General features: G+C 67.4%; 24 protein-coding genes. 7 read left to right on the top strand and 17 right to left on the bottom strand.

Annotated features, from left to right (window positions below; translation table 11 throughout):
- Positions 1 to 19 precede the first annotated feature (19 nt).
- The 8 genes from ACZL02_RS02940 to ACZL02_RS02905 form a co-directional block, all read right to left on the bottom strand.
- A complete protein-coding gene (locus ACZL02_RS02940) occupies positions 20 to 1,081 on the bottom strand; it encodes a lipocalin-like domain-containing protein (protein WP_472938683.1) in 1,062 nt (353 codons plus the stop codon).
- Positions 1,081 to 3,591, bottom strand: a complete 2,511-nt coding sequence (locus ACZL02_RS02935; RefSeq protein WP_472938682.1) for an FtsX-like permease family protein — start codon at positions 3,589 to 3,591, stop codon at positions 1,081 to 1,083. The genes ACZL02_RS02940 and ACZL02_RS02935 overlap by 1 nt, the downstream gene beginning before the upstream one ends.
- Positions 3,584 to 4,270 (bottom strand): ABC transporter ATP-binding protein, encoded by a 687-nt coding sequence (locus ACZL02_RS02930; protein ID WP_472938681.1) that lies wholly within the window; start codon positions 4,268 to 4,270, stop codon positions 3,584 to 3,586. The genes ACZL02_RS02935 and ACZL02_RS02930 overlap by 8 nt, the downstream gene beginning before the upstream one ends.
- Before the next feature lie 162 nt (positions 4,271 to 4,432).
- A complete protein-coding gene (locus tag ACZL02_RS02925; RefSeq protein ID WP_472939095.1) occupies positions 4,433 to 5,608 on the bottom strand; it encodes an adenylate/guanylate cyclase domain-containing protein in 1,176 nt (391 codons plus the stop codon).
- Positions 5,609 to 5,973: 365 nt separating this feature from the next.
- Positions 5,974 to 6,426, bottom strand: coding sequence for a BA14K family protein (locus ACZL02_RS02920; protein WP_472933682.1), 453 nt, complete (start codon positions 6,424 to 6,426; stop codon positions 5,974 to 5,976).
- A 124-nt stretch (positions 6,427 to 6,550) separates the two neighbouring features.
- On the bottom strand, positions 6,551 to 8,929 hold the full coding sequence (locus ACZL02_RS02915) for an EAL domain-containing protein (protein ID WP_472938680.1): 2,379 nt from the start codon (positions 8,927 to 8,929) through the stop codon (positions 6,551 to 6,553).
- Positions 8,930 to 9,116: 187 nt separating this feature from the next.
- Positions 9,117 to 10,046, bottom strand: a complete 930-nt coding sequence (locus ACZL02_RS02910; RefSeq protein WP_472938679.1) for an SMP-30/gluconolactonase/LRE family protein — start codon at positions 10,044 to 10,046, stop codon at positions 9,117 to 9,119.
- Between the two features lie 53 nt (positions 10,047 to 10,099).
- Positions 10,100 to 10,810 carry a GntR family transcriptional regulator gene (locus tag ACZL02_RS02905; protein WP_472938678.1) on the bottom strand — a complete coding sequence of 237 codons (711 nt, stop codon included), beginning with the start codon at positions 10,808 to 10,810 and terminating at the stop codon, positions 10,100 to 10,102.
- Positions 10,811 to 10,901: 91 nt separating this feature from the next.
- Between ACZL02_RS02905 and ACZL02_RS02900 the strand changes: the two genes are divergently transcribed.
- Positions 10,902 to 11,936, top strand: coding sequence for an Ldh family oxidoreductase (locus tag ACZL02_RS02900; protein WP_472938677.1), 1,035 nt, complete (start codon positions 10,902 to 10,904; stop codon positions 11,934 to 11,936).
- A gap of 69 nt (positions 11,937 to 12,005) precedes the next feature.
- Here ACZL02_RS02900 and mnmA read toward each other — a convergent pair whose 3' ends face one another.
- Positions 12,006 to 13,199, bottom strand: a complete 1,194-nt coding sequence (gene mnmA, locus ACZL02_RS02895; RefSeq protein WP_472939094.1) for a tRNA 2-thiouridine(34) synthase MnmA — start codon at positions 13,197 to 13,199, stop codon at positions 12,006 to 12,008.
- A gap of 300 nt (positions 13,200 to 13,499) precedes the next feature.
- Here mnmA and sciP point away from each other — a divergent pair, with 300 nt between their 5' ends.
- Positions 13,500 to 13,793 (top strand): CtrA inhibitor SciP, encoded by a 294-nt coding sequence (gene sciP / locus ACZL02_RS02890; protein WP_188849569.1) that lies wholly within the window; start codon positions 13,500 to 13,502, stop codon positions 13,791 to 13,793.
- Between the two features lie 363 nt (positions 13,794 to 14,156).
- Here the strand turns inward: sciP and ACZL02_RS02885 are convergent, their stop codons facing one another.
- Entirely contained in the window at positions 14,157 to 14,513 is a 357-nt protein-coding gene (locus tag ACZL02_RS02885) for a flagellar export protein FliJ (RefSeq protein WP_472933687.1), read from the bottom strand.
- A 365-nt stretch (positions 14,514 to 14,878) separates the two neighbouring features.
- Here ACZL02_RS02885 and ctrA point away from each other — a divergent pair, with 365 nt between their 5' ends.
- Both ctrA and ACZL02_RS02875 read left to right on the top strand, forming a co-directional pair.
- Positions 14,879 to 15,574, top strand: a complete 696-nt coding sequence (ctrA, locus tag ACZL02_RS02880) for a response regulator transcription factor CtrA (RefSeq protein ID WP_472938676.1) — start codon at positions 14,879 to 14,881, stop codon at positions 15,572 to 15,574.
- Positions 15,575 to 15,791: 217 nt separating this feature from the next.
- The gene (locus ACZL02_RS02875) at positions 15,792 to 16,226 is read left to right on the top strand and encodes a hypothetical protein (protein WP_472938675.1); all 435 of its coding nucleotides are present in this window, start codon (positions 15,792 to 15,794) and stop codon (positions 16,224 to 16,226) included.
- A gap of 105 nt (positions 16,227 to 16,331) precedes the next feature.
- Here the strand turns inward: ACZL02_RS02875 and ACZL02_RS02870 are convergent, their stop codons facing one another.
- Positions 16,332 to 16,706 carry a response regulator gene (locus ACZL02_RS02870; protein WP_472938674.1) on the bottom strand — a complete coding sequence of 125 codons (375 nt, stop codon included), beginning with the start codon at positions 16,704 to 16,706 and terminating at the stop codon, positions 16,332 to 16,334.
- A 149-nt stretch (positions 16,707 to 16,855) separates the two neighbouring features.
- Positions 16,856 to 17,563, bottom strand: a complete 708-nt coding sequence (gene chpT / locus ACZL02_RS02865; RefSeq protein WP_472938672.1) for a histidine phosphotransferase ChpT — start codon at positions 17,561 to 17,563, stop codon at positions 16,856 to 16,858.
- Positions 17,564 to 17,843: 280 nt separating this feature from the next.
- Here chpT and ACZL02_RS02860 point away from each other — a divergent pair, with 280 nt between their 5' ends.
- A complete protein-coding gene (locus tag ACZL02_RS02860; protein ID WP_472938671.1) occupies positions 17,844 to 18,437 on the top strand; it encodes a DUF1134 domain-containing protein in 594 nt (197 codons plus the stop codon).
- Between the two features lie 236 nt (positions 18,438 to 18,673).
- The gene (locus ACZL02_RS02855; protein WP_472938670.1) at positions 18,674 to 19,771 is read left to right on the top strand and encodes a coiled-coil domain-containing protein; all 1,098 of its coding nucleotides are present in this window, start codon (positions 18,674 to 18,676) and stop codon (positions 19,769 to 19,771) included.
- On the opposite strand, the gene ACZL02_RS02850 is transcribed toward ACZL02_RS02855, so the two are convergent.
- Positions 19,744 to 20,568: a TrmH family RNA methyltransferase gene (locus ACZL02_RS02850; RefSeq protein WP_472938669.1), complete on the bottom strand. Its 825-nt coding sequence runs from the start codon at positions 20,566 to 20,568 to the stop codon at positions 19,744 to 19,746. The two genes, ACZL02_RS02855 and ACZL02_RS02850, sit on opposite strands and share 28 nt — an antisense overlap.
- A 201-nt stretch (positions 20,569 to 20,769) precedes the next feature.
- On the opposite strand from ACZL02_RS02850, the gene ACZL02_RS02845 reads away from it, so the two are divergent.
- Positions 20,770 to 21,231 (top strand): hypothetical protein, encoded by a 462-nt coding sequence (locus ACZL02_RS02845; protein ID WP_472938668.1) that lies wholly within the window; start codon positions 20,770 to 20,772, stop codon positions 21,229 to 21,231.
- A gap of 185 nt (positions 21,232 to 21,416) precedes the next feature.
- On the opposite strand, the gene ACZL02_RS02840 is transcribed toward ACZL02_RS02845, so the two are convergent.
- The 4 genes from ACZL02_RS02840 to ACZL02_RS02825 form a co-directional block, all read right to left on the bottom strand.
- Positions 21,417 to 23,330, bottom strand: a complete 1,914-nt coding sequence (locus ACZL02_RS02840) for a methyl-accepting chemotaxis protein (RefSeq protein WP_472938667.1) — start codon at positions 23,328 to 23,330, stop codon at positions 21,417 to 21,419.
- Between the two features lie 229 nt (positions 23,331 to 23,559).
- A complete protein-coding gene (locus ACZL02_RS02835) occupies positions 23,560 to 23,910 on the bottom strand; it encodes a DUF8776 family protein (RefSeq protein WP_472938666.1) in 351 nt (116 codons plus the stop codon).
- Positions 23,911 to 23,942: 32 nt separating this feature from the next.
- Positions 23,943 to 24,476 carry a chemotaxis protein CheD gene (locus ACZL02_RS02830; RefSeq protein WP_472938665.1) on the bottom strand — a complete coding sequence of 178 codons (534 nt, stop codon included), beginning with the start codon at positions 24,474 to 24,476 and terminating at the stop codon, positions 23,943 to 23,945.
- Positions 24,473 to 24,862, bottom strand: a complete 390-nt coding sequence (locus tag ACZL02_RS02825) for a response regulator (RefSeq protein ID WP_472933699.1) — start codon at positions 24,860 to 24,862, stop codon at positions 24,473 to 24,475. Before ACZL02_RS02825 ends, ACZL02_RS02830 begins: the two co-directional genes overlap by 4 nt.
- Positions 24,863 to 24,925 lie beyond the last annotated feature (63 nt).

Below are 24,925 nucleotides of genomic sequence, written 5' to 3'. Positions count from 1 at the left end.
GCGTCGGAGCGTCGGAGCGTTACAGCGTCAGCGGCGCGGCGTAGCCGGTGAGTTCGAGATAGCCGCGGCCGCCCGGGGTCCGCACGGCGCCCTCCCAGTAGACCGGCAGGCCGCCCGAGCGCCCGTCGAGTTCCTGGTCGTCGAACAGCGGCGTCAGCGGCATCCGCCGCTCGCCCTCCGGCAGCCGGATCGTCAGCACCTGCTCCACCGGATAGCGCGCCTGGGTGCGCGGCGACGTCCAGCGGCGGACCGGTTCAAGAGTTATGTCACCGGGGGCGAGGCGGACGATCGTCCCGTCCGGGCGGCGGTACGATCCGCCGGCCCACAGCGTCGCATCGTCCTTACCACGGATGCGGAAGGCGACGAGGGCGCTGCCGTCGTCGAAGTTGAGGCCCGTCCAGTCCCAGCCCTCGGCGTCGGCGGACAGGAAATCCGAGGACCATTCCCGGTCGAGCCAGGCCTCGCCGGTCACCGCGACCGGCTTGCCCGCGCGGACGAGCGTGCCGGACACCGTAAGATGCGGCATCGAATAGTAGTAGCTTGCCTCCTCGGGCCTCCCGCCCTTGCGGCTGACGCCGTTCTCGCCCTGCAGGAAGATGCCTTGCGTCGGCGCGAAGGCGAGGTCGAAGCTGAAGTCGGGGGTTGCGACCTTCGTGGTAAAGCGGTCGTCGGCGCCGCGCTGGAACGTCCAGTCCCGGAGCACGATGTCCGCATCCTTCGTCGCGGCTTCCGCGATGCCGAAGCCGGCCCGGGCCGAGCGCTCGGCGTGGAGGAGATGGCCGACCGAGGGATCCGACAGCGCCGCATGGGCGAAGAGGATCTGCTGGGGCGCAAAGCGGCTGGGGTTCTCCGCATCGATCTCCGGCCGCGAGCGGAAGAAGGTCACCTGGAAGCCGAGGTCCTCCCCGTCTGGCGTCTTCAGCCAGCCGGTGACGTACCACCATTCGGTTCGGAAGGCGGGATGGGCGCCGTGGTCGGCGGGAAACTGCAGCGCGGTTCCAGGGGTCACTACCGGATAGTCAGCCGGAAACGCCGCCGTGACGCCCAGGAGCAGCGCGAAGATAACCTGCAGCCAGCGCATCACCAGTCCTCCCGTACCGCCAGCACGGCGTTCATCGCCGTCGCCCGTCGGCCCGCCAGCATCGCCGTCACCGCCGCCGCCAGCACCAAGGCGACGACGACGCCGGCGATGGTGCCGAGCGGCAGGCGCGTCGTCATCGTCCAGTTGAAGGATTGCGGGTTGATAACGTGGATCAGCACCTGCGACAGCACGCCGCCAAGGAGGACGCCCGCAAGGCCGCCGATCGCGCCGAGCAGCGCCCCCTCCAGGCCGAGCATCGCCGTGATCTGGCGCTTGCCGAGCCCGAGATGGCGCAGCATGCCGAACTCGCGCACGCGGGCGATGGTCTGCGACGACATGGTGGCGGCGACGCCAGCGAGCCCGACGAGGATCGCCACCGCCTCCAGCACGTAGGTCACGAGGAAGCTGCGGTCGAAGAGGTCGAGCGCGAAGGCGCGGAGCGTCGCGGGCCGGGCCAACGAGACGCCGGCGCGGGTCTCAGGCGGTAGTGCCTCGAGCAGCGCCCGGCCGACGGCATCGGCGTCGGCTCCCGGCGCCAGCATGATGCCGGCCTCGCTGCGGCCGGCGTCCTCGGTCAGGCGGGTATAGTCGTCGCTGCGGACCACCAGCGCGCCTTGCTGGCGGGCATAGTCCCGCCAGACGCCCGCGACGGTGAAGCGCGTCCCGCCGCCGAGCGGCAGCGTCACGGGATCGCCGATGCGCCAGCCGTAGAGCCGGGCGGCCGGCTCGGACACCCAGACCGGCGTCGCGCCGGGCGGCGGCGTCAGCCCGCCCTCGATCAGCACCAGAGGGGTCGCGGGCGTATCCACCGGCCGCGCGATCAGCACCACTGGTGGCCGGTCGGCGGCGAGCGTCAACGGGATCTGGCGGCTGAAGGAGATCGAGGCGACGCCGGGCATGGCAGCGAGCCGTGCCCGCAGCGCGGGATCGAAGCCCGCGCCGGCCTCCCCCCGCAGATAGAGGTCGGACGACAGCACCTCGCCGAGCCACTCGTCGACGGCGCCGCGAAAGCTCGTGACCATGGTCGCCATGGCGATCATCAGCGCGGTGCTGGCGACAATGCCGCAGAGCGCCGTCGCCGCCTCGCCCGGCGCGCCGTGGACGTGGCGGACCGCGAGCGATCCGACAACGCCGCCGCCTGTCCGGCGGGCGAGCGGGGCAAGGAGACGGCGGGCAAGCCAGGGCACGCCGGCGACGCCCCCGGCCAGCATCAGCGCCATGCCGCCGAAACCGAACAGCGGCAGGTTGCCGACCGGGGGCAGCAGGCTGGCAACCCCTCCCGCGGCGAGCAGAACGAGGGCCGGCTTCCACGGCACGGGGCTGCGGGGGTCGATGATGTCGCCGCTGTTCTTCAGTGCCGCCGCCGGCGCCGCCTTCGAGGCCGCCCGCGCGGGAAGGATGCTGCCAAGGAGCGCTGCCGCGACGCCCAGCGCGAAGAAGGCCGAGGCCGCCACTGGCTGGAACACGATGCTGACGCCGCCGCCCCTGAAATAGCCGGCGCCGAGATCGCCGCCGAGAAGCGTCAACGCCGCCACCGCAAGGCCATAGCCGGCGGCAAGACCCGCGAGCGAGCCGATGATGCCGATCACCAGCCCCTCGAGCGCCACCATGGCGACGATGCCGCGCTTCGGCAGGCCGAGCGTGCGCACCAGCGCGAAAGCCCGCAGCCGCCGCGCCACCGACAGCGACTGCGCCGAGAAGACGAGGAACCCGCCGGTCAGCAGCGCCACCAGCGCCAGCATGTCGAGGTTGACGCGGTAGGCGCGCGACAAGGCGCTGCCTTGCGCCGCCTCGCTGTCGGAACTGCCGAGGACGATGTCGCCGGGCAGGATGTGGCCGAGCGCGGCCTCGGCCACCGCCCGGTCGGCAAGCTTCAGGTCGATCCGGTCGAGCCGGCCGAGCCGGTCGAAGCGCCATTGCGCAGCGGCGATATCGACGACGCCGATCGACTGCCCGTCCGGCGCTGCGGCGAGGATGCCGGCGACGGTGAGATCGGCGGTCCGGCCATTGGCGCTGACCTTCAGACTGTCGCCGACCTTGCTGCCGGTCGCCGCCAGCGCGGCCCGCGACAGGAAGAGCGCGCTTTCGTCGAACAGGCCGGGTCCGCTGATGCCGTTGGTGCGCTGCCCGATGAGGCTCGGCGTGACGCCCGCGGCGCGGATGACGTCGAGGCCGAGCAGGCTGAAGGATGCCGTGCCAGCCGTCGCGTCAAGACTGATGACCGGGCTCGCATCGGCAACGCCAGGTGCGGCGATCACCTTGGCGTAGAGCGCCTCGTCGAAGCCGAGCGGGCTTGCCGCGCGGACCGACACGTCGGCGGCACCGTTGACGCCGCGTACCGCGCCGTCGAAGGAGGCCAGCGCCGAGCCGTTGACGAGATGCACGGCAAAGCCCAGCGCGACACCGACGGCGATGGCGATGGCGGTGCCGAGGAAGCGGGCGGGATGCGCCCTCGCCTCGCCGAGGACAAGCCAGCGCAAGGCGAGACGGGCGGAGAGGATCTCACCCATGCCGCGCCACGAGGCCTCCGGCGGTCAACGTCAGCACGTGGTCGGCGATCGCCGCGGTGGCGCTGGAATGGGTGACGATGATCGCCGCCGCGCGGTCGCGCCGCACCGCCTCGGCAAAGAGGTGCAGCACCTTCTCCGCGGTTTCCGGGTCGAGATTGCCGGTCGGCTCGTCGGCAAGGATCAGCGCCGGCCGGTGCACCAGCGCCCGGGCGATGGCGACGCGCTGCAGTTCGCCGCCGGACAGGTCGCGGGCGTAGCCGTCGCCGCGGGTGCCGAGCCCGACGGCATCCAGCATCGCCTCGGCCCGCTGCTCGATGCCCGGCGCCTCTGCCGAGACCAGCGCCAGCGGCAGAGCGACGTTCTGGCGGAGCGTCAGGTAAGGCAGGACGTGGAAGGCCTGGAAGACGAAGCCGATCCGCTGGCGGCGCAGCCGCGTGCGCGCGGCCTCGTCGAGATCGCCGAGAACCGTCCCCTCGATCGCGACGCTGCCCGCATCGCTGTCGTCGAGGCCAGCCAGAATGTTGAGAAGCGTCGACTTGCCGACGCCGGATTCGCCAATGATCGCCACGACCTCGCCGGGGGAAACATCGAGGTCGAGCCCTGCGAACAGGACCCGCCCGCCCGGCACCGATTTGGACAGCGATCGGACGCTGAGGGTACTGGCATCGGCAAGGGTCAAGATGGCAGGTCTCTCGGTGGGGCGGCCGCTTAGCGGCCGGCCGTGTCGGCATGCCAGCGGATATGCGTCAGCCGCCGGATGAGGCAACCGGCGCGGTGGCGGCGTGACGCCGCAGACCCCGGGGGATCCGGCACCGACTGCGCCTGCAGGTGGCCCGCGCGATCAGGCCGCGTCGAACAGCGCCGGCTCGAGGGTGCTGGCATCGCCGGTGAAGGCGAACACCTCGACGGGCTCGCCAAGACCCTTCAGCGGGAAGCGGCCGAGGCTTTCCAGAACGTTCCGGCAGCCGGCCATGGCGACGAAGGCACTGGAGAGGAGCACCGGGCGGTGGACCTCCTTGGTCAGGCTCTCCAGCCGCGAGGCGACGTTGACCGCGGGTCCGATGACGGTGAAATCCAGCCGCTTGCGCGAGCCGATATTGCCGTACATCACGTCGCCGACATGCACCCCGACGCCGTAACCGAGAGGCTTGCGGCCGTGCAGGACATGATCCTCGTTCAACACCGTCACCGCGGCACGCGCCTCGACCACCGCGGCCAAGAGGTTCTGGGCGGCGTTCGGATCGGTCAGCGGGAAGATCGCCAGCAGGCCGTCGCCCATGAACTTCAGGATTTCGCCGCCGTGCTTCTCGATCGGATCCGACATCGCGTCGAAATAGTCGTTGAGCAGCCGGATGACGTCGTCGCGCGGCCACATCTCGGAGATGGCGGTGAAGTCGCGGAGGTCGCAGATGAGGATCGCCGCGCCGACGGTGGTGCCGCTGCCACGGGTGGTCGCCCCGGCGAGGATCTGCTCGCTGGCATGCGGGCCGACATAGGTCTCAAGATAGGTCCGGGCGAGCCGGTTCTTCAACCGGATCTCGCTGACCATGGCGAAGGCCGGCAGCAGATCAGCCAGGGCGTCGATGTCGGCATCGCTGAAGCCGCGCGGCCGATCGGCCGCGAAGCTTGCGCTGTGGCGCTTGCCGAGCGTGTGCTGGATCGGCCAGCTGATGTAGTCCGTCAGGCCCTCGGCGCGCAGTTCATGAAAGATCGGATAGTCCCGGCCAGGCTGGTCTCCCTCGGCGTCGAGCCGCCGCCGAACCTCGTCGGCGCCGCTCTGCAGCTCATACATCGGACTGTTCAGGTATTGCGGCGTGTCGATGACGTCGTAGTCGAAGGTCATCATCTCCGCTTGCTTCAGGCCCGGCCGCCAGAGCAGGCGGGCACCCAGCCATTGCGGATTGTGGGTGCGGAAATGCAGCGTCGCGCGGGCCAGCGGCATCCCCCCCGCCACCAGGCGCTCGCACATCTCGACGAAGATGTTGTCGATGAAGCGCTCGCTGCGCGTCTCGTTCATCAGCCAGTCGATGATATCGGTGCGATGCGCCGGCCAGACGCCTTCGTGCGCCGCGGCTGCCGTCAGCGGCGCGGTAAGGGACGCGATCGCGCTGGTCTCGGCGGCCTGGAGGGTTCCGGTCGCCTCGGGCTGGGTTTTGGGCAAGGGCATCGGCAACTCTCCGTCGAAATTCTATCCACCGTCAGCATACCGCAACAGCCGATTTCGGAACATGCGGCCCCGTCGAGCAGACTTTGAACAGATCGTAACGGGTCGCCCTCGGGTCAACCCAAGGGCCGAACGGAAAACGGCGTCCGCCCCGATCGGGAGCGGACGCCGTTCTTCTGACGGTAGCCTCGCCCTCAGACGAGAGGACGCATCGTCAGCTAGAGATTGCAGCGGTAGGCGTTGCCGTCATAACCGACGAAGGTGTCGCTGCGCGGATCGTAGGAGCGGTAGCGGGCAAGGCAGGCGTCGACGTGGCTGTAGCCGCCGCGATAGACCGGGGCCGGACGATAGCGCGGCGCGTAGCGGACCGGGCGGTCGACGTAGCCGACGGGACCCTCGTAGGTGTCGTAGCGGCGGCCGCCGTCGCTGGCGAGCGCGCCGCCGAGCAGTGCCCCGACGCCCAGGCCGATGACGCCCGCTGCCACGGCATCGCCATGGCCGCCGCCGTGCCGGCGGTAGTCGCCGCGGTAGCCGCGCCGGTCGTAGTCACGGTAGCCGCCGTGCCGGCCGTAATCACGGTAGTAGCCATCTGCGGCAGCCGGCGTTGCAGAGGCGACGACGCCGGTCGTCAGCATGGCGAAAGCGCCGAGAGCAGCAATAACGTTCTTCATGGTCACACCCTGTGGTTCTGGAGGTGGCGGCCCCTCGGGTCGTCTCATCTCCGGCGATGGGAGGACAATGGGCTTTTCAATCTGAACCGCAGCTTAACAAACTGCGGGCTCCGGAACCGCCGCTTTAGCCGGCCTTCGCCAGCTGGATCGAGGCCTGGTGGACGAGGCTGTCGGCATCGGCCCCCAGCATCGGCCGGCCGAGGTGGTAGCCTTGGGCGGCATCGCAGCCGATGGCCCGGAGCATGCTGAGTTGCACCTCGGTCTCGACGCCTTCGGCCAGCGTGGAGATCCCGACGTCCTGGCCGAGACGGGTGATAGCCTTCAGCACTGCCATCGAGTGGATGTCGGTCGCGGCCGAGTCGACGAAGCTTCGGTCGATCTTGATGCGGTCGACCGGCAGGTCCCGGAAGTGCGCCAGCGACGAGTAGCCGGTGCCGAAGTCGTCCATCGCCACCGTCACGCCGCAGTTGCGCAGCGATTCCAAAACCCTTGCGATCTGCGGCCCATCCTCGACGATGGCGGTCTCGGTCAGCTCGATCTCCAGCCGGTGGGCGGGCAGGCCCGCGTCGGCGAGAGCCTTGGTGATGCCAACCAGCAAGGTCGGCGAGCGGAACTGGACGGGCGAGACATTGACGGCGATCTTGATGTCCGGACCCCAGTTCGAAGCCTGCCGGCAGGCGGTCTCCAGCACCCACTGGCCGATCCCGAGGATGGAGCCCGCCTCCTCCGCGAGCGGGATGAAATCGGCGGGCGAGACCATGCCGCGGGTCGGATGGTTCCAGCGGATGAGAGCCTCGAAGGCGAGCAGGCGCTGCGTCTGGAGATCGAACACCGGCTGGTAGTGAAGAACCAGCTGTTCCTTCTCGACCGCGGTCCTCAGATCGTATTCGAGAAGGGTCCGCTCGGCGACCTTTTCCAGCATGCCGGGAACATAGCAGAACACCCGGCCCCGTCCCTGACGCTTCGCCTCGTAGAGCGCGAGGTCGGCCCGCTGCATCAGGCTGTCGACATCCTCGGCATCGTCGGTGCAGCAGAGGCCGATGCTGCAACCGATCGACAAATGATGTCCCTGCAGCTCGAACGGACGCCCGATGGCGGCAACGATCTCGTTCGCCGCCGCCATGGCCACGACGTTGTCTCCATAGACCAGCACCGCGAGTTCATCGCCGCCGATGCGCGCGACAAAGCCAGTCTCGGCGGCAACGGCGCGGACTCGCTTGGAGACCTCGACCAGCAGCCGGTCGCCGACGCCGTGACCGAAAGTATCGTTGACCGCCTTGAAGCGATCGAGATCGATCAGCAGCAGCTTGAAACGGTTGGCTGCGTCGAAGCCTTCTTCCATGCGGGTCTTCAGCGCGCGGCGGTTGGCAAGACCGGTCAGCGGATCATGGAAAGCCATGAACGCGACCTGGCTTTGCGTCCGGCGCTCGACCGTCACGTCGTCGAACGTTACCACGGCGCCCCCGTCGGGCAACGGCCGGCATTCCATGGCGAGGATCCGCTTGTCGGCGAGCTCCCATTCCGTCCGGCTGATGCGCGGCTTCGACATCCATTCGGTCAGCGTCCGCGTCACCATCGTCTTGCGCTCACGGTCCCAGCCGATGGCCACCGCCATCTCGTCCAGCAGCGCGGCGAGCGGCATCTCGACGCGCAGCGCTGCGCTGTCGAGGGAGAACTGCTCGAGGAAACGGGCATTGAAGAGCTTCAGCGTCCCCTTGCCGTCGACGAAGATGAGCCCGTTCGACATGTTGTGCAGGGCCGTCGCGAGCACCGTCGAATGCGCCTTTTCCTGCATCTCGAAGCGCTGGGCGACGAGAAGCGAGATGAACGCACCCGCAAACAGCAGCACGGCCCCGAGCGCGACGAAGATGGTCAGCACCGCCTTGCCGCTTTGCGTTCCCGTGCCGACGACGACGTTGGTGACCGAGATATCGGCCATGGCAGTGAAATGCGCACCGCAGACGGCCAGGGTGAACAGCAAGCAGGAGGTTCCGCGCGACAGGAAGCGGCGCGGCAGTCCCCGCGCCATCGCCATGATGCTGCCGCCGATGGCGAACGCCAGAACCTGGCCGAACGTCGTCTGCTCCACGGTGCAGCCCTGGACGGCCGCCATGCCGAGGAAGTGCATCACGCCGACGCCAAGTCCGGCCGTCAAACCGAGAAGGCCCTTGCCCCACTGGCTGGAGACGAGCGTGGACAAGGCGATCGGACCGCCGACGAAGGCGATGCCCATCAGGGCGGACACGGCGGTGTTGCGGGCGTCGTAGCTAAGCAGCATGTCGGCGCGGTAGCCGAGCATGGCGATGAAATGCGTGGTCCAGACGCCGAGCCCCGCGACAACCGCGACGGTCGCGAGCCAGAAATAGCTCGATTCGAGGTTGTCCTGTTCCAGCCAGTCGACGAGGACCGTGAGGAGCCATGCGGCGGAAAGGCAAAGACCAGCCGCGACGGCAATGAAGCCGAGCGAGTGATCGGCCACTAGCTGGGAGAGAGCGCTAAACATGCGCTTTCTCTAAGCTAAATTCGCAAATGACACCTGAAGACCATTGAGCCTTTACCGACAAAACCCGCGGAGGGTAAAGCGTTCGTAAAGATCGCGAGAAAATTTGGTTGGCGACGACCAGACTTGCGATCACGCCGGCGCAAGCCCTCGCAGGGGCCGCGGTGGAAGACCACCGCGGCCGGCCTTCTCACGGGATCTGGGCGCCCTGGCGGTTGGTGTGAACCGCATAGACCGAGGTCGTCGCAGTGATGAACATGCGGGACCGGTCGGGGCCTCCGAAGGTGAGGTTGGCGACCGTCTCGGGCACCAGGATGCGCCCCATTCGCTTGCCTTCCGGCGTGTAGCAGTGGACGCCGTCCTGCGCCGAGATCCAGAGCAGGCCCTCGGTGTCGACGCGCAGCCCGTCCGGCACCATGTCGATATCGGCCACCACCCGGCTTTCCCCAAGCCGGACGCCGTCGACCACCGCGAGGGCGCGCACATGGTGCGGGCGGTGGTCCTCGTAGCCGAAGCCCGAGCCGCGCGCCCGGCCGGAATCGGCGATGTAGAGGACGCTCTCGTCCGGCGAGAAGGCAAGGCCGTTCGGCCGGTCGAAATCGTCGGCGACGACGGTCACCTCCCCCGTCTCCGGGTCGAGCCGGTAGACCTGGTTCTTGCCGATCACGCTGTCGGCGCGGATCCCCTCATGGTCGGAGATGATGCCGTAAGGCGGATCGGTGAACCAGACCGAGCCGTCCGACTTCACCACCACGTCGTTCGGCGAGTTCAGTCGCTGGCCTTGCCAGTGGCTGGCCAGCACCGTGTACGTGCCGTCGAGCGTCGTGCGGCTGACGCAGCGACCGCCATGCTCGCCCGAGAGGATCGCCCCGGAGCGGTCCCGCGTGCTGCCATTGGTGCGCTGCGACGGCTGACGGAAGGTCTTCAGGCCGCCGATCTCCGACCAGGACATCATCCGGTTGTTGGGAATGTCGGAGAACCGCAGCTCGGCGAGCTCGTCGATCCAGACCGGGCCCTCGGCCCAGATGAAGCCGGTCGCGATCTTCTCGAGGGCGACGCCCTCCGGAAAGAAAGCGGAAAAGCCCGCTTCGTCGGCGGCAAGAAATTCTTGAACCATCATCTATCGGCCCTCCCAAGCCGTCATGCTGTCTGTCGTCACCGGCCGCCCTGCGGTCAGCCGGTGGCGTCCCCGTGAACGGAACGCGGGGCAGCGCCCGCCCCCTCCCCCGTACCGGCGAGAAAGCCCGTATAGAGATCACGCGTCCGTTCGATGTGCGACAAGAGCAGGTCGGCGGCTTTCTTGCTACGCCTATTCCCGACCATTTCCAGCAATTGCACATGCTCGTCGAGCGAGGCGGCATTGAGGGCCGGGGCGAGCGACAGACGGCTGCGCAGCGCCTGGATGCGAAAGGCAATGGCGGTGAAGGCCTCGCCGAGAAAGCGATTGCCGGCGGCATCGACGATGGCCTGGTGGAAGTCGCCGTCGAGACCGCGGTAGGTTTCGGCATCGTCGCCGGCCGCGGCCTCCTGCATGGCGGCGACGATCGGCTCCCACCGGCGGCAGAGCCCATCGCCATCCCGCTCCGTCGCCAGCCGGAGGGCGGCGCCCTCGAGGACGGCGCGCATTTCAGCGAGGTCGCGAACCTCTTCGGCCGTCATCGCGAAGACGAAGGTGCCGCGCTGTGGGTGGATCTCGACGAGGCCCTGGCGCTTCAACTCGATCAGCGCCTCGCGCACCGGGGTCTTGGAGACGCCGAGTTCCTGGGCGAGGGCGATCTCCGACAGCGGCGCGCCGGGCAGCAGCAGGCCACGGACGATGCGGTCGCGGATCGACTGCGCCGCCTGTTCGGTGAGGGAAGGATGACGGGTCAGGGCCAGGGTCACGGTCAGCCTCGCAGGGTCAATATTGCCACGGTCTTTAAGCTGAGATATCAGATGTGCAACACCAGGCGCCAGACATCAGCAGGGATTTGTCATGCCGGAAACCCTGATAGACGCCCTCGCGCTTGCCACGAGGGCCGCCGGCAGCCTGCGCCAGGCCGGCGTCTCCGAGGTCTCGGCCGCCGCCACCGTGCGGGCGCTGATGCATGCCTCGCTGGCGGGCGTCGACAGCCACGGCGTGCGCCTGCTGCCGCACTACTGCAGCGTCGTCGCCGGCGGGCGGGTCAACGGCGATCCCCGCGTCACGGTCCGGCGCACCGGGCCGGCGACGGCGATCGTCGATGGCGACGACGGGCTCGGCCACCTCACCGCCTACCGCGCCGCCGAAACGGCCGTCGAGATCGCCCGCGAGACCGGCATCGGCGCGGTCGGGGCCATCCGCTCGTCGCATTTCGGCGCGGCGGGTGCCTACGCTCTGGCGATCGCCGAGGCGGGCATGGTCGGCTTTGCCACCACCAACAGCGATTCCATCGTCGGCCTGTTCACCGGCCAGAAGCCCTTCCACGGCACCAACCCGCTGGCCTTCGCCGCCCCGGTGCCGGGGGAAAAGCCATGGCTGTTCGACATGGCGACATCCTCGATCCCCTACAACCGCATTCTCCTCTACCGCTCGCTCGGAAAGGCGCTTCCGCCCGGCGTCGCGGCAGACGTCGACGGCGTGCCGACCGAGGACGCGGCCGCTGCCGAAATGCTCCTGCCGGTCGGTGGCGAGGGCTTTGGCTTCAAGGGCGCCGCGCTCGCGGGGGTCGCGACGCTGCTCTCGGCGATCCTGATGGGCACGTCGCTCGACCATGAGATGCTGCCGATGGCGGGCAAGGACGTCTCGACGCCGCGCAACATGGGCCACTTCTTCATTGCCATCGATCCCCAGCGCTTTGCCGGCGCCGAGGTTTTCGCGGCTGGCATGCGACGCTACCTCGACGCGCTGCGCTCGGCGCCGGCGGTCGAGGGTGGCACGGTGATGGCCCCCGGCGACCGGGAGTGGGCCACGGCCCGCCATCGCCAGCAGCACGGCATTCCGCTCGACCCGGACACGGCGGCGTTCTTCGGGCTCGGCAACGAGGACTGATCGACCCGGCTCAGCCAGTCGAGGCCCGCCGTCTTGCGGGCGACAGCTCGATGGACAGCGGCGAGCGGCTCAGGCGCTGGCGGCAGCCCGTTCGGCGGGCGCCGAAAGGTGCATCGCCTGTTCGGCCACCGACACGGTGCGGGCGATGATGCCGCCGCCGAGGACCCGGGCACCGGCACCCTCGCCGGCATAGAAGACGCAAGCCTGGCCGGGCGCGATGCCGTCCTCGCCGGCGGCAAGGTCCACGGTGATCTCGCCGCCGTCCTCGCCGAGCCGGGCCGGCGCCGGCGGCCGGGTCGAGCGGACCTTGACGAAGAGATCCTCGCCAGCGGTGGCGGCCTCGGCGAGGGCGACGTCGCCCAGCCAGTTCACCGTGCGCAGCACCAGGCGCCGCGTCGCCAGCGCCTCGCGCGGGCCGACGACCACCTGGCCGGTCGCCGAGTCGAGGGCGACGACATAGAGCGGCTCGGGCGTCGACAGCTTGATGCCGCGGCGCTGGCCGATGGTGAAGTGCACGATGCCCTCGTGCCGGCCGAGATGCCGTCCGTCGACGTGGACGATATCGCCGGGCGTCCCCGCCCCCGGCATCAGCCGCTCGATCACGTCGGCATAGCGCCCCTTTGAGACGAAGCAGATGTCCTGGCTGTCGGGCTTGTCGGCGACGATCAGGCCGAGCTTTGCGGCGATCTCGCGCGTTTCCGGCTTGGTCAGGCCGCCCAGCGGAAAGCGCAGGAAGTCGATCTGCGCCTGCGTGGTCGCATAGAGGAAGTAGCTCTGGTCGCGGTCGAGGTCGGCCGGCCGATAGAGCCCGCGGTGCGGCGACCCCGCCTGCCCCGGCCGGCTGTCGATATAGTGCCCGGTCGCCAGCGCCTCCGCGCCGAGGTCCTGCGCCGTCGCCAGGAGATCGCGGAACTTCACCGTCTGATTGCAGGAGACGCAAGGGATCGGCGTTTCGCCGGCGATGTAGCTCGCCGCGAAGGGATCGATCACCGACTTGCGGAAGATCTCCTCGTAATCGAGGACGTAGTGCGGAATGCCGAGCGTCTCGGCCACCCGGCGGGCATCGTGAATATCCTGCCCGGCGCAACAGGATCCCGCCCGCCGCGGCCCATCGCCGCTGCTGTAGAGCTGCAGCGTGATCCCGACGACGTCGTAGCCCTCACCCTTGAGGATCGCCGCGACCACCGAAGAGTCCACGCCGCCCGACATCGCGACGACGATCCGCGTGTCCTTTGGGGCCTTGGGCAGATCGAGGCTGTTCAGCATGTTGGGCTCCTCCGCCGCCAAAAACGGCGAAAATAAATCACTGACGGGCTTTTAGCCCCCGGGACGGCAGATGCCAACGCAGTGCGGCTTTTGTACCGCAGCCCGCAGCGGATTCACGCCAATGTGCTGTAATCCCGAGACTATTGCGGCATGCCGCGATCGTTAGGCGGCGAGCGATCGGCGCTGGCGGCCGTTCAACGTCTTATCAAATGATTACAGTGGGTTTAGCGGAATTTTAAAAGCGACGCGGTAGGTTTTCATGGCGATTAGGTCTTTGAGTTTGATGTAGAGAGTACAATGACCGATCAGGTTAGACCACGTGTCAAGTACGTTATCGGGCCCGATGGGAGCCCGTTGACGATAGCAGACCTTCCCCCGTCGAACACCCGTCGCTGGGTCATCCGCCGCAAGGCGGAGGTCGTGGCGGCGGTGCGCGGTGGGCTACTGAGCCTCGATGAAGCGTGCTCGCGCTATACCCTGACGGTGGAGGAGTTCCTCTCCTGGCAGGTCTCGATCGACAGCCACGGTCTTGCCGGGCTTCGGACGACCCAGCTGCAGGAATATCGCAAGAAAATCGACATGCATCACTAAAACGGTCTGCGACCGCAACGACAAATCAGCCGGCTCTCGCCGGCTTTTTTGTGTCCAGAATTATCAGGGCAAGGCTGCAGAGAGAGAAGCTGCGCTTCTGTCTGACGCCGGAAGACTTCGCGCGCCTCGGCGGCTCAAGCGCCCTCGCCGTCGCGCGCTTGCTTTCGGCGGTCTCATCGAACACCGGCGCCAGCAAAAAGCACGCAGCGTCCGGCGCCGCTGAAGGCGCGATAGGGTGGGCCGCACAGTTGTGCTGCCGGCGCATGGCCCATACCGAGCAGACGGGCGCTACCCGCCGACGCTTCCGTCCAGGCCGACCCTCTCGATGAGGCCGGCCAGCGCCCTCGAGGGCGCCGATCCGTTTCAGGCGTTCGCGGCGCGGCGGTCCTCGGCCTCGTCGCGCTGTTCCAGCTTCTCGGCATTCACCAGTTCCGCCTCGGATTCCTCCTGGGCGATCTTGGCGGCGTTGAGCTGGACGCGAAGATCCTTGACGGAATTCATCAAATTGTCGCGACGTGCGCGGGCCGCCTTGGCGAAGGTCGGATAGGCGAAGTGGGTGATATCGGTGATCCCCGCCTTCTTCTCTTCGTTGACGATCTGGGCTTCGAGATCCCCCGCCATCCGCGCGAACTCGCCCATCATGAGCTCGAGTTGCTCGACCTGACGGCGTTTCTCGTTCACCTTGAAACGCGTCAAGCGTACGAGATTATCCCGCTTCATCCTGTCATCCCTGATCCTGGAGGCGGCCTTGGCGGCAACCTATCTCTGCGCGTGCGACGGAGGTTTCAGGCAAGCCTCGCGGCCTATGGCTTTAACGATCTGTTTACGCGCAACGTTAATCATAGGCGTCAGGATTTAAGGCTCGGTAAATCGAAAGCCGCGGATTTCTCCCGAAAGTCGGAGCGGGAATGCGTGGCGAAAGCCGCATCGAGACACTGGGACGCACGTGACTGCCTCGACCCCGCCGACGTTCGGCTACAAGAATTGTTAACCATTCCGTGCCAAATTTCAGGAACGGAACTCGACGAACGAAGACGATTGCCGGACGGGATAATCCGGCAGGCTCTGCGAAAAAGGAAATGCTGATGCGCGTTCTATTGATCGAGGATGATAGTGCGGTCGCGCAGAGCATCGAACTGATGCTGAAATCCGAGAGCTTCAACGTCTACACGACGGATCTCGGCGAAGAGGGCGTAGACCTCGGAAAACTCTACGACTACGACATCATCCTGCTCGACCTCAACCTGCCGGATATGTCCGGCTACGAAGTCCTGCGGACGCTGCGCCTCTCCAAGGTCAAGACGCCGATCCTGATCCTCTCCGGCATGGCCGGCATCGAGGACAAGGTGCGCGGCCTCGGCTTCGGCGCCGACGACTACATGACCAAGCCGTTCCACAAGGACGAGCTCGTCGCCCGCATCCACGCCATCGTCCGCCGTTCCAAGGGACACGCCCAGTCGGTCATCAACACCGGCGACCTGACGGTCAACCTCGACGCCAAGACGGTCGAAGTGAACGGCACCCGCGTGCACCTGACCGGCAAGGAATACGCGATGCTGGAGCTGCTCTCGCTGCGCAAGGGCACGACGCTCACCAAGGAAATGTTTCTCAACCACCTCTACGGCGGCATGGACGAGCCGGAACTGAAGATCATCGACGTCTTCATCTGCAAGCTGCGCAAGAAGCTGGCCACCGCCACCGAGGGCAAGAACTACATCGAGACCGTCTGGGGCCGCGGCTACGTGCTGCGCGAGCCGGAAATGGACACCAAGGCCGCCTGATACCCGTCAGGTCAGGGCTTTCGACAAGACACCCGCGGTGCCCCGGCATCGCGGGTTTTTTCGTTTTGTGACCAGGCCGGAGCCGGCGCCCGGAGGCCGCCCTCGACGGCGTTAACGGACGCTCAACCATAGCGCACGGTTCGCCGGAACGGTGTGGCGGGCAAACGCATTTGCGGCACAGATTGTCCTGCTGCAGATAGACGTGATCCCCCTACCGATGAGCATACTGACAACCACGCAGCGCCGCGGCTTACCCGGCTATCCCGCGCGAACGGCGCTGGCCGCGATGGCCGGCGCCTGTCTGATCGCAGGTTTCGTCGCCGATCTTGCCTTTCTCGGCACGGCAGACCCGTCCTGGACGATCCAAGCCGCGTGGCTTGTTCTTGGAGGTTCGGTCTTGAGCGGCTTCGCGGCGATGGCAGCCCTCCTCGCGGCAGCCCGGCAGCGCGGCGAACGGCGCGGGCTGAGCTGGACAGGGCTTCCCGGATATTGCGCCGTATGGGGATTGTCGCTGGCGAGCGCCATCTTCCACAGCCATGGGGTGGCCGGCTTCCCGGCGGCTGCGGTGCTGTCGGCGCTGGTCGCGGCACTCGTGATGGCGATGGGCCGGGCGCATTGGCAAGCGGTTCGCACCGCCGGTTCCGACGACTGACGCATCACAGCTGAGACGCATTCCAGCTGAACTGGACGACGGCAGATACGCTGGCAAATGATGGAAAGGCCTGCCCGGTTTTGCGACCGTGCAGGCCGTTTGTCGTCAGGCCGCCTTGGTGACGTAGGGGCTCAGCCAGTCGCCGAGGCTCTGGCGGGTGAAGGGCTTATAGATGAAGCCGGTGCAGCCGGCCCGCTTCAGCCGCGTCATCAGGCCGAGATTGGCTTCGACGAGACAGGCGAGCACCACGGGCTTGGTGCCTTGCGGCATCGCCCGGACGGACTTGACGAACGTTTCGGCCGGTACGTCGGACAGGTTGCCCGACACGATGATGATGTCGGGCAGTTCGCGCTGGCCGAGAACTTCCATCGCCTCGGCGCCCGAGGCGGCGTTCGCCACCGTGAAGTCGAGCTGGAAGATGATCCGGGTCGCGACCTTCCGGATAACGCTGGACTCGTCGATGATCAGGCAGGTCTGCATCGCTCACTCCCGGAGAGGCGACGGATGCGAGGCATCCGCCGGCTTTCCCCGAGAGCTAACCTATCATGTTTGCGTTATCGTTAGAGAGCACGGGTAAGATTGAGTGAATGGCGGCCAATCTTCCGGTGCCGAGGAGACAGCCTCAGGGCTCAGGCTTCGGCGGTGACCGGCTGCGGGTCGGCCGTGACGGTGACGGCCTCCGTGTCCTCGACCTCGGCGATCGCCTTCGGACCGACGGTAAAGGTCGCGGTATCGTCGGTCTGCGTCAGCTCGACCGTCAAGCCGAGTTCCTGGGCCAAGAGAAGCGTGTAGTAGGGCTGGACGCCATGCGCGTCGATCGGCTCGGTTACCGGTTCGTCCGAGAGGAGTGCGCGGAACTTCGCCGGCACCCGCAACGGCGTCCCGATCGCCTGCAGCGTAAATTTCGGCTCCGGCGTCAGCTGGGTGATGTCGACGCGCACCTCGCGGCCGCGCGGGACGGAGGCATTGGCGATGACGACGAGGTTGAGGATCAGCTTGGCGATGTTCTTGGCGACATAGGCCCGCTCCCCGCTCCAGCTGAGGGCGGCCCGTTCGAAACCCATCAGGCCCTCCGCGACCTGCTTGGCATCGCCGAGATCGATCTGGGCGGCCGACGATCCGGACGCGCCATAGGCGATGCGGGCGAACTGCAGCTTGGCGACCGCACTCTTGGTGGAGTTGCGCACCAGGGCCATGGACTCCTCGTCGCCCGGCATCTCGTCGAGCAGCTCGAGGCCGCTCTGGACGGCGCCGACCGGCGAAATGATATCGTGGCAGAGCTTGCTGGCAAGAAGCGCGGCAAGGTCGGGCGCCGATACGTGAGGGAGATCCGTCATCGTTGATCCGTTCGAAATGCTGAAAGAGTGGGGTCGTGCGTGGAACGCGAATCACCGTCCCCGGCGTTCGCGGCCAGAATGAGTCCGCGGTCCCCTGCAGTCAATGCGCGAGGGAAGCACACGCCGCCGGAGTGACGCCACCTGAGGGCGTTAGCGGTTTGAAAAGCATATTCTGATGAGATGCGGGGAAACGGGCCCCTGCGGCTCCGGCGCGTCTTCGGCATCACGCCCTGCGGATGCCTTGCGGTCCGCACGACCGAAAGATCGAGAGGAAACCGACATGCATCGCTTTTTCCACAAGATGAGCGGGCTCGTTGTCCTGGCCGTCGCCGCTGCTACGCTGAGCGCCGGCGCGGCGTCCCCGGCCATGGCCCAGCAGCAGCCGCAGAGCGGCGGCTACCAGATGGAAGAGATCGTCGCCGAGGGGCACCGCTTCTTCGGCTCCACCTCGGGGGGCCTTGCGAGCGTCGTCGAGAAGGCCTTCAAGACCTACGGACTGCCGAACGGCTACATCCTGGGTGAAGAGGCCTCGGGTGCCTTCATCGCCGGCCTGCGTTTCGGCGAGGGCACGCTGTTCACCAAGAATGCCGGCGAGCACCGGCTGTTCTGGCAAGGCCCCTCGCTCGGTCTCGACGCCGGCGGCGACGGGGCGCGGACGATGATGCTGGTCTACAACCTGCCGTCGGTCGAAGGCGTCTACGGCCGGTTCGGCGGCGTCACCGGAAGTGCCTACCTCGTCGGCGGCGTCGGCATGACGCTGCTCACCCGCGACGACGTGATGATCGTGCCGGTCAAGACCGGCCTCGGTGCGCGCCTCGGCGTCAATCTCGGCTACCTCAAGATCACGCCGATGCCGACCTGGAACCCGTTCTGATCCATCAGAACAATCGATAAACATCGGAAAGGTCGGCGCGACCGGCACCGGCGTGTCGTCTTCCGACCACCGGGCGCATGGCGTTCCAGCCAATGATCGACAGCCAATGATCGAGCCGGGCGAACCAGCCTCCGCACCGTTCCGGTTTGTCCGGGAGTGTTGTAGGTTCATTGCCTTACGGTCGCCCGCCGGCACCTTTCCCAGACGACACTTGCCTCAGCCGCTCCAGGATTTCGATGATCGCCACCGGTTTGACGTTCCTTTTCGGCGTGCTCGTGACCCTTCTGGCGGCGATCCTCGTCATGCCGCTGGTATGGCGCAAGGCGCAGAGCCTGGCGCGGCGCGATTTCGAGGCGACGATCCCGACCTCGGCCAATGAAATTCGCGCCGGCTACGACCGGGTCCGCGCCGAGGCCGCGATGTCGGTCCGGCGCCAGGAGATCCTGGCGGCCCGCGCCAACGAGAAATCCGCCCGCACCCAGGCCGAGCTCGGACGCGGCACGGTGGAAAACGTCGAGCTGTTGAAGCGGGTCCGCGGCCTGACCGGCACGATCGAACAGCGGGACTCCGAGATCGCCAGCCTGTCCGCCGAGGCGGCGCGGCTGTCGGCCGAGCACGAGACGCTCTCCACCCAGCTCGCCGCGGTGAAGGCGGAGGCGGCCACCACCGCCGAAGAGCTCGCAGCGCTCGCCGACCGCTTCGACGAACTCAGCGAGATCGCCGAGGAGCGTAAGATCCAGCTGATCGCTGCCGAGGCCAAGCTCGACCGGTTTGCCGATGACGGCCGCGCCACCCAGCGGGGCGAGCGCGAGGCGCAGTCCGCGATCGACCGGCTGCACGACGAGGTCACCTCGGCCCAGCGCAGTAGCGCCGAGGAAAAGGCAGCCACTGCGGCGCTGCGCGTCAAGCTCGACGCCAAGATCGGCGAACTCGCCGACCGCGACGACGAGATTATCGGCTTGAAACAGCAAATCGCCGACGCCACCACGAAGGACGCCAACGTGGCAGCAGCAGCCTTGCCGCAGACGGTGGGAAGCGGCTCTGCCGGGCAGCGCCTGCGGGCAGCGCTCGAGCGCCAGAACGGCCGAGCGGACGCCACCTCCGCCAGTCCTGCCGAGATCGGCGACGCGATCTCCGACCTTGCCGCCCGCGTCATCCGCATGGTGGCGGTGTCCGAGGGACCGACGTCGCCGCTGGCCCCCTTGATGAAGGCCGAGACCGCCGTCGCCCGTCCGGGCCCGCGGACGCTGGCCGAGCGCGTGGCCTCGCTGACGGACGCTGAGGCGCGCGGCGCGGCAGCTAGCGCTCAACCGGAGCCGGCGCGACCGGCATAGATCCGGTGAAGGGCGATGGCGGCCGAGGTCGCGACGTTGAGGCTGTCGAAGCCCGGCGCCATGTCGATCCGCACCGCCTCCATCGCCTGCATCAGCGAAACCGGCAGCCCCTCCCCTTCCGTCCCGAGAAACAGCGCGGTCGCTCCGGGGCGCTCCAGCGCTTCGGCGCCGAGCTGCCCGCCCGGCGATAGCGCGACACAGCGGAAGCCTGCCGCGGCCAATTGCGCCGCCGCCGCCGCTCCCGTCGCCACCCGCCGGTAGGGGACGGTGAAGACGCTGCCGACGGAGACGCGGATCGCCTTGCGGTAGAGCGGGTCGCATGCGGCATCGTCGACGAGCACCATGCCGGCCCCGAAAGCCGCGGAATTGCGGAAAATCGCGCCCATGTTGTCGTGGTTGGATATCCCGACCGCCACGACGACGCAGCCGCCGGTCTTGGCCAGGCGGCGGAGCGTCCCGTCGTCCTCGACAGCATCGGGGAAGCGCTGCTCGCCATGGGCGAGGACGCCGCGGTGGACGGGGAAGCCGGCAATGCCGTCGAAGGTCGCGCGATCGGTGACGTGAACCGGCGTCGAGGCCGGCAGGCGCGCCAGCAGCGGCTTCAGCCCTTCCAGCCGGTTTTCCAGGATGAGCAGCCGGGTGGCGGCAAAGCGCGGCGATTCGATCAGCTGGCCGATCACCACCGTTCCCTCGGCGATGAAGCCGTTGCGCCCGACGAGATCGCGCTCGCGCACGTCGCGGAAGACCGAGACGCGCGGGTCGTCCAGGTCGGTCACGCGCAGATATCGCTCGTCCATCGCTCGCTTTCGAAAGGTGGCGGCTCGGCGCCAGGTCAGGGCCCAGCGCGGCCGGGCGTCAGTTTCGTGGAGCCGCCCGGCCGCCGCATGACGGCGATGCGAACGGCGGCTTCACGAAATGCGTTCTGCCGCGTGACAAAGTGTCCGCGCCATGCGGACGAAAGTCTTTACTTATCAGGTGAATCAGAAGAACCAAGTCGCATGCGCCATCGTCTCATCATTGCCGGCCTGATCATCACGAGCCTTAGCGGCTGCTCCGGCATGAACGCCCCGAAGATCGATCTCTCGGGCATGGCGCTGCCGCGTTTCGAGCTGTTTCGCTATGGCGTGCCGGAAGCCAGCGTGGCGACGACGCCCTACACGCTGACGCCGGTGCAGCTGGCCGACGTGAAGGCGCAGTTCTCCGCCGAATTCGAGGATGGACGGACGCTGGAGTTCGGTCCGGTCTCGGCGCGGCGCCAGTCCTCGGGCGACCTGGTGATCTGCGGTCTCGTCAACATCAACGAGGCCAGCGGCTCCGCGTCGGGGATGACGCTGTTCGACGGCAGCGGCAAGCCGAACACCGCCGATGGCACCCTCGCCTTCAAGGCACGCCGGGTGGCCGGTGCCAATGCGAAGGCGATCGACATCTACAGCGCGTGCCGCGACGCCGGCGTGCTCTAGATCCAATAAGACAGAGCGTTCTTTATGCGTCCTTCGGGACGTACGGCGCTCTGAGGCCGGACATACCGAACGCTCCCCACCGCCCGTGCAGCACGATCACAAAGGCCACCGACCGCGTGTCGCGACCGGTAGCCTGGTGTCTTTAAATTGCGTGAGGCTGCCGTATCAGCGGCGGACGCGGACGGTCAGAATTCTTCCCAGCCGTCCTGGGCCACCACAGCCTTGACGGCGGCGCCGCCGCTCCCGGTCTGACGCATCTGGACGACCTGGCCGGTGCCCCTCGCGACCGGCGCGCGCGCCAGCGCGGCCTGCCGCTTGGCCGGTGCCGAATGGCTGGTCCGGAACTGCTGGACGAGCCCGGCGAGTTCCGTCGTCTCGGTCGACAGGTTCTGAGCCGCGGCGGTGGTCTCCTCGACCATCGCCGCGTTCTGCTGGGTCACCTTGTCCATCTGGTCGGCGGCGACCGAGACTTCGCGCAGGCTGACGGCCTGCTCGCGGGCCTTGGTGGCGATGCCGGCGACGGCACCGGCCATTTCCGCCACTTGCGTCACGATCTCGTCGAGCGATTTTCCAGACGCCGTCACCAGCGCGACGCCTTGCTCGACTTGGCTGCGCGAGGTGGAAATCAGCGTCTTGATTTCCCTTGCGGCATCGGCAGAGCGCTGGGCGAGGCCGCGCACTTCCTGGGCGACGACGGCAAAGCCCCTGCCCGCCTCGCCGGCCCGCGCCGCCTCGACGCCGGCATTGAGCGCCAGGAGATTGGTCTGGAAGGCGATCTCATCGATCACCCCGATGATCTTGCCGATCCTGTCGGACGAGGTCTCGATCTGGTTCATCGCCTCGACCGCACGCCCGACGACCTCGCCGCCGCGTTCGGCATTCTGCTGCGCGGTGGCGGCGGTCGCCTGCGCCTTTTCCGCGCTCGTCGCCGCCTCGTTGACGGAGCGCGTGACCTCGCTCAGCGCCGCGACCGTTTGCTCGAGGCTCGCGGCCTGCTGCTCGGTGCGCTGCGCGAGGTCTCCGGACGCCACCGAGATCTCGTTGAGGCCGATCCGGATGACGCCGACGGCACCGACCACGGACCCGATCGTCGTCTCCAGCTTGCCGACGCTTTCGTTGAAGGTCGCGCGGATCGGCTCGAACTCGGGCGCCACCGCCTGATCCATGCGAACGGTGAGATCGCCGTCCGAAAGGGCCGCGAAGCCCCGCTCGACCGTCTGGACGAAGAGCCTGAGATCATCGGCCTTGGCGTGATCGACGGCCTTCTGCTCGTCCTGCCGCGCCTCCTGGGAGCGCTGCGCGACGACCGCCGCCTCCTCGAGCCGGATCTTTTCGAGGGCCGCCAGCTTGAAGCTCTCGACCGCCCTCGCCATTTCGCCCACCTCGTCGCGGCGATGGGTCGAGGGAACGTCGAGGTGCGTGTCGCCATCGGCGAGGCCGCGCATCGCCTGCGTCATCTGGGTGATCGGCCGGCCGACGGATCGGGCGAGAAGCAGGCCGAGCCCGATCGCCAGAAGCCCCTCGAAAACCGCGCTGCCGGCGAGAACCTTCACCGCCGTCGCCTCGGCTTCATCGGAGGCGGCGACCCGTCCGGCGACGATGGATTTCTGGGCCTCGGCGATAGACGCGAGGATCGCCTCGCCGTCGCCGAGCCCCATCTTGCCGGTCATCGCCAGGGCCTGCTTGCGCTTGGCCGGCTCCCGCCAGAGCGCCATCTGCGGCTCTGCCTGCTCCTTCTGCCAATTCGCCACGAAGGCCTGCAGCTGCGAGATGCGCTTGCGCTGCTCCGGCAGGACCGTCTCCTGCTGGAAGCGATCCGCCTTCGACGCGAAATCCGCCTGCGCTGCCTGGTAGGCAGCGACGAAGCTCTCGTCACCGGTCAAAAGGAAGCCACGGACCGCGCTCTGCTGCTCGATCATGGACTTCGACAGGTGCTCGACCTCGGTCGAGAGGATCATGCTGTTGCGGTTGGCATCGTCCAGCGCGGCGACGGCCTGGATCTTCTCGTAGACGAGGCCGGTGGCGACGCTCGACATCACGAAGATGGTCGCGAAAGCGATCAGCAGCTTCCGCGAGATGCGAAGGTTCTGGAAGGACATGGACTCTGCTTTCAGGTATGCGGGCGCATGCCTGAAACATAAGTCGCGGCTAATAAAATCCCGTTAAGGTTGATGCTTCTTTGATGTCCGGCTTGCCCGGACATGTCGCGCGCTCGAAAGAGTGTGTCACCGGCCTTGCAGCCCCCCCGGCCGCGCCCCCCACCCGGACGGACCGACGCCAGATGGCAGATGCCGCAGGCGTGCCGCGTCCCGACGGGCTCTGTCCGGCTCAGAAGAACTCGGTTTCGCCTTCATCCTCGGCCTCGACAGCGGCATCCGGCGCATCCTCGAGGCGGCGGCGGAGGTCGCCGAGGGTGATGAGCTGCAGCGCCTGGGTCGGGTTGAGCGTCAGGTCCACCGGCGACGCCATGGCGAGGCAAGCGGTGAACTCCGAGAGGTTGGCAAGGATCTGCTGGGTGTGATCGATGCTCTGCGTCGCACGGATGTATTCGGCATCGTTCAGGCGAGCCGCCACATCGTCCGAGAAGGCGAGGTGGTGGAAATCGTCCGTCGCATCGGCCAGCGCGTGCAGCTCGTACGAAAGGCGGGCGAGGATCGAAGAAACTTGCGTTTGCGACATGGGAGCGGTCCTGGTCGGAAAGGGAGCAGACACTAGAAGAGTTCGAGGTCGCCGTTGGATTGCTGCAGACGAACCGGTGGTGCCGGCAGTGCTGCGGACTTTTCGAGAAGGATCTGACGGGCTCGGCCGGTGTGCGGCCAGTATTCCAGCCGCCGGCCGTTCTCGCCGCCGACATTGCCCCCGGTGTAGGTGATGCCCTCCACGTCCAGAAACTGCTTGGCGAAGGCAGCGTTCTTGGCGCCGATGTCCGACAGGCCGCCGACCGTGCGGGCGCCGCCGAAGAGCTTTGCCTCCAGACGCTCGCGCCGGGCGCCGAGCTTCAGCAAGCCGTTGATCAAGAGCTCCATCAGGTAGAGCCCGTAACTCTCGGAACGCGACTGGCCGTGTCCCTCGCCGCCGCCGGGCAGCAGGAAATGGTTCATCCCGCCGACGCCGGCGATCGGGTCCCGGATGCAGGCCGAGACGCACGAGCCGAGCAGCGTGGTGAGGACGAGGTCCTCGCCCCTGCCCCACTTGGCCTCGCCTTGAATGATGTGCAGGCGTCTTCTCGGTAAGGCTTCGTTCACTGGAGTCTCCCCAGCACGGTTTCGAGGGTCTTCAGGAGCACGGGCGCCGTCAGCGGCTTGATCAGGAAGTTGTTGGCCCCGAGGGCGGCCGCCTTCTGCACCAGTTCGCGGTCGCCACGACCGGTCAGGATGAAGAACGGGGTCTTCTTGGTCGCGGGGAAGGCGCGGATCGCCTTCAGGAGCTGCAGGCCATCGAGCTTGGGCATGTTGAAGTCGGAGATCACGACGTGGCTCGGCGCGGTCATCATCATCTTCAGGGCCTCCTCGCCATCGGCAGCGAAGGCGATCTGGCGGATACCGATCTGGTCCAGCGCGTCGTTGATCAGCATGCGGCTGGTCCTCTGGTCGTCGACCACGAGAACTTTGAGCTGTGCCTTGAAAGCCATGGCTGGCTCCTTTGCATTTTAGAATTGAAGGGTGTCAGACAAGCTCTCGGCATGACGTGCCCG

The sequence above is a fragment of the Mesocryomonas fontinalis genome, from assembly GCF_055730125.2.
This window is presented reverse-complemented; position numbering and strand designations above follow the sequence as displayed.

What these genes read in the sequence shown, in the direction of transcription:
- ACZL02_RS02940 (WP_472938683.1), bottom strand. Translation starts at nt 1,081, where the DNA reads ATGCGCTGGCTGCAGGTTATCTTCGCGCTGCTCCTGGGCGTCACGGCG.
- ACZL02_RS02935 (WP_472938682.1), bottom strand. Translation starts at nt 3,591, where the DNA reads ATGGGTGAGATCCTCTCCGCCCGTCTCGCCTTGCGCTGGCTTGTCCTC.
- ACZL02_RS02925 (WP_472939095.1), bottom strand. Translation starts at nt 5,608, where the DNA reads ATGAACGAGACGCGCAGCGAGCGCTTCATCGACAACATCTTCGTCGAG.
- ACZL02_RS02920 (WP_472933682.1), bottom strand. Translation starts at nt 6,426, where the DNA reads ATGAAGAACGTTATTGCTGCTCTCGGCGCTTTCGCCATGCTGACGACC.
- ACZL02_RS02915 (WP_472938680.1), bottom strand. Translation starts at nt 8,929, where the DNA reads ATGTTTAGCGCTCTCTCCCAGCTAGTGGCCGATCACTCGCTCGGCTTC.
- ACZL02_RS02910 (WP_472938679.1), bottom strand. Translation starts at nt 10,046, where the DNA reads ATGATGGTTCAAGAATTTCTTGCCGCCGACGAAGCGGGCTTTTCCGCT.
- ACZL02_RS02900 (WP_472938677.1), top strand. Translation starts at nt 10,902, where the DNA reads ATGCCGGAAACCCTGATAGACGCCCTCGCGCTTGCCACGAGGGCCGCC.
- sciP (WP_188849569.1), top strand. Translation starts at nt 13,500, where the DNA reads ATGACCGATCAGGTTAGACCACGTGTCAAGTACGTTATCGGGCCCGAT.
- ACZL02_RS02885 (WP_472933687.1), bottom strand. Translation starts at nt 14,513, where the DNA reads ATGAAGCGGGATAATCTCGTACGCTTGACGCGTTTCAAGGTGAACGAG.
- ctrA (WP_472938676.1), top strand. Translation starts at nt 14,879, where the DNA reads ATGCGCGTTCTATTGATCGAGGATGATAGTGCGGTCGCGCAGAGCATC.
- ACZL02_RS02875 (WP_472938675.1), top strand. Translation starts at nt 15,792, where the DNA reads ATGAGCATACTGACAACCACGCAGCGCCGCGGCTTACCCGGCTATCCC.
- ACZL02_RS02870 (WP_472938674.1), bottom strand. Translation starts at nt 16,706, where the DNA reads ATGCAGACCTGCCTGATCATCGACGAGTCCAGCGTTATCCGGAAGGTC.
- chpT (WP_472938672.1), bottom strand. Translation starts at nt 17,563, where the DNA reads ATGACGGATCTCCCTCACGTATCGGCGCCCGACCTTGCCGCGCTTCTT.
- ACZL02_RS02860 (WP_472938671.1), top strand. Translation starts at nt 17,844, where the DNA reads ATGCATCGCTTTTTCCACAAGATGAGCGGGCTCGTTGTCCTGGCCGTC.
- ACZL02_RS02855 (WP_472938670.1), top strand. Translation starts at nt 18,674, where the DNA reads ATGATCGCCACCGGTTTGACGTTCCTTTTCGGCGTGCTCGTGACCCTT.
- ACZL02_RS02850 (WP_472938669.1), bottom strand. Translation starts at nt 20,568, where the DNA reads ATGGACGAGCGATATCTGCGCGTGACCGACCTGGACGACCCGCGCGTC.
- ACZL02_RS02845 (WP_472938668.1), top strand. Translation starts at nt 20,770, where the DNA reads ATGCGCCATCGTCTCATCATTGCCGGCCTGATCATCACGAGCCTTAGC.
- ACZL02_RS02840 (WP_472938667.1), bottom strand. Translation starts at nt 23,330, where the DNA reads ATGTCCTTCCAGAACCTTCGCATCTCGCGGAAGCTGCTGATCGCTTTC.
- ACZL02_RS02835 (WP_472938666.1), bottom strand. Translation starts at nt 23,910, where the DNA reads ATGTCGCAAACGCAAGTTTCTTCGATCCTCGCCCGCCTTTCGTACGAG.
- ACZL02_RS02825 (WP_472933699.1), bottom strand. Translation starts at nt 24,862, where the DNA reads ATGGCTTTCAAGGCACAGCTCAAAGTTCTCGTGGTCGACGACCAGAGG.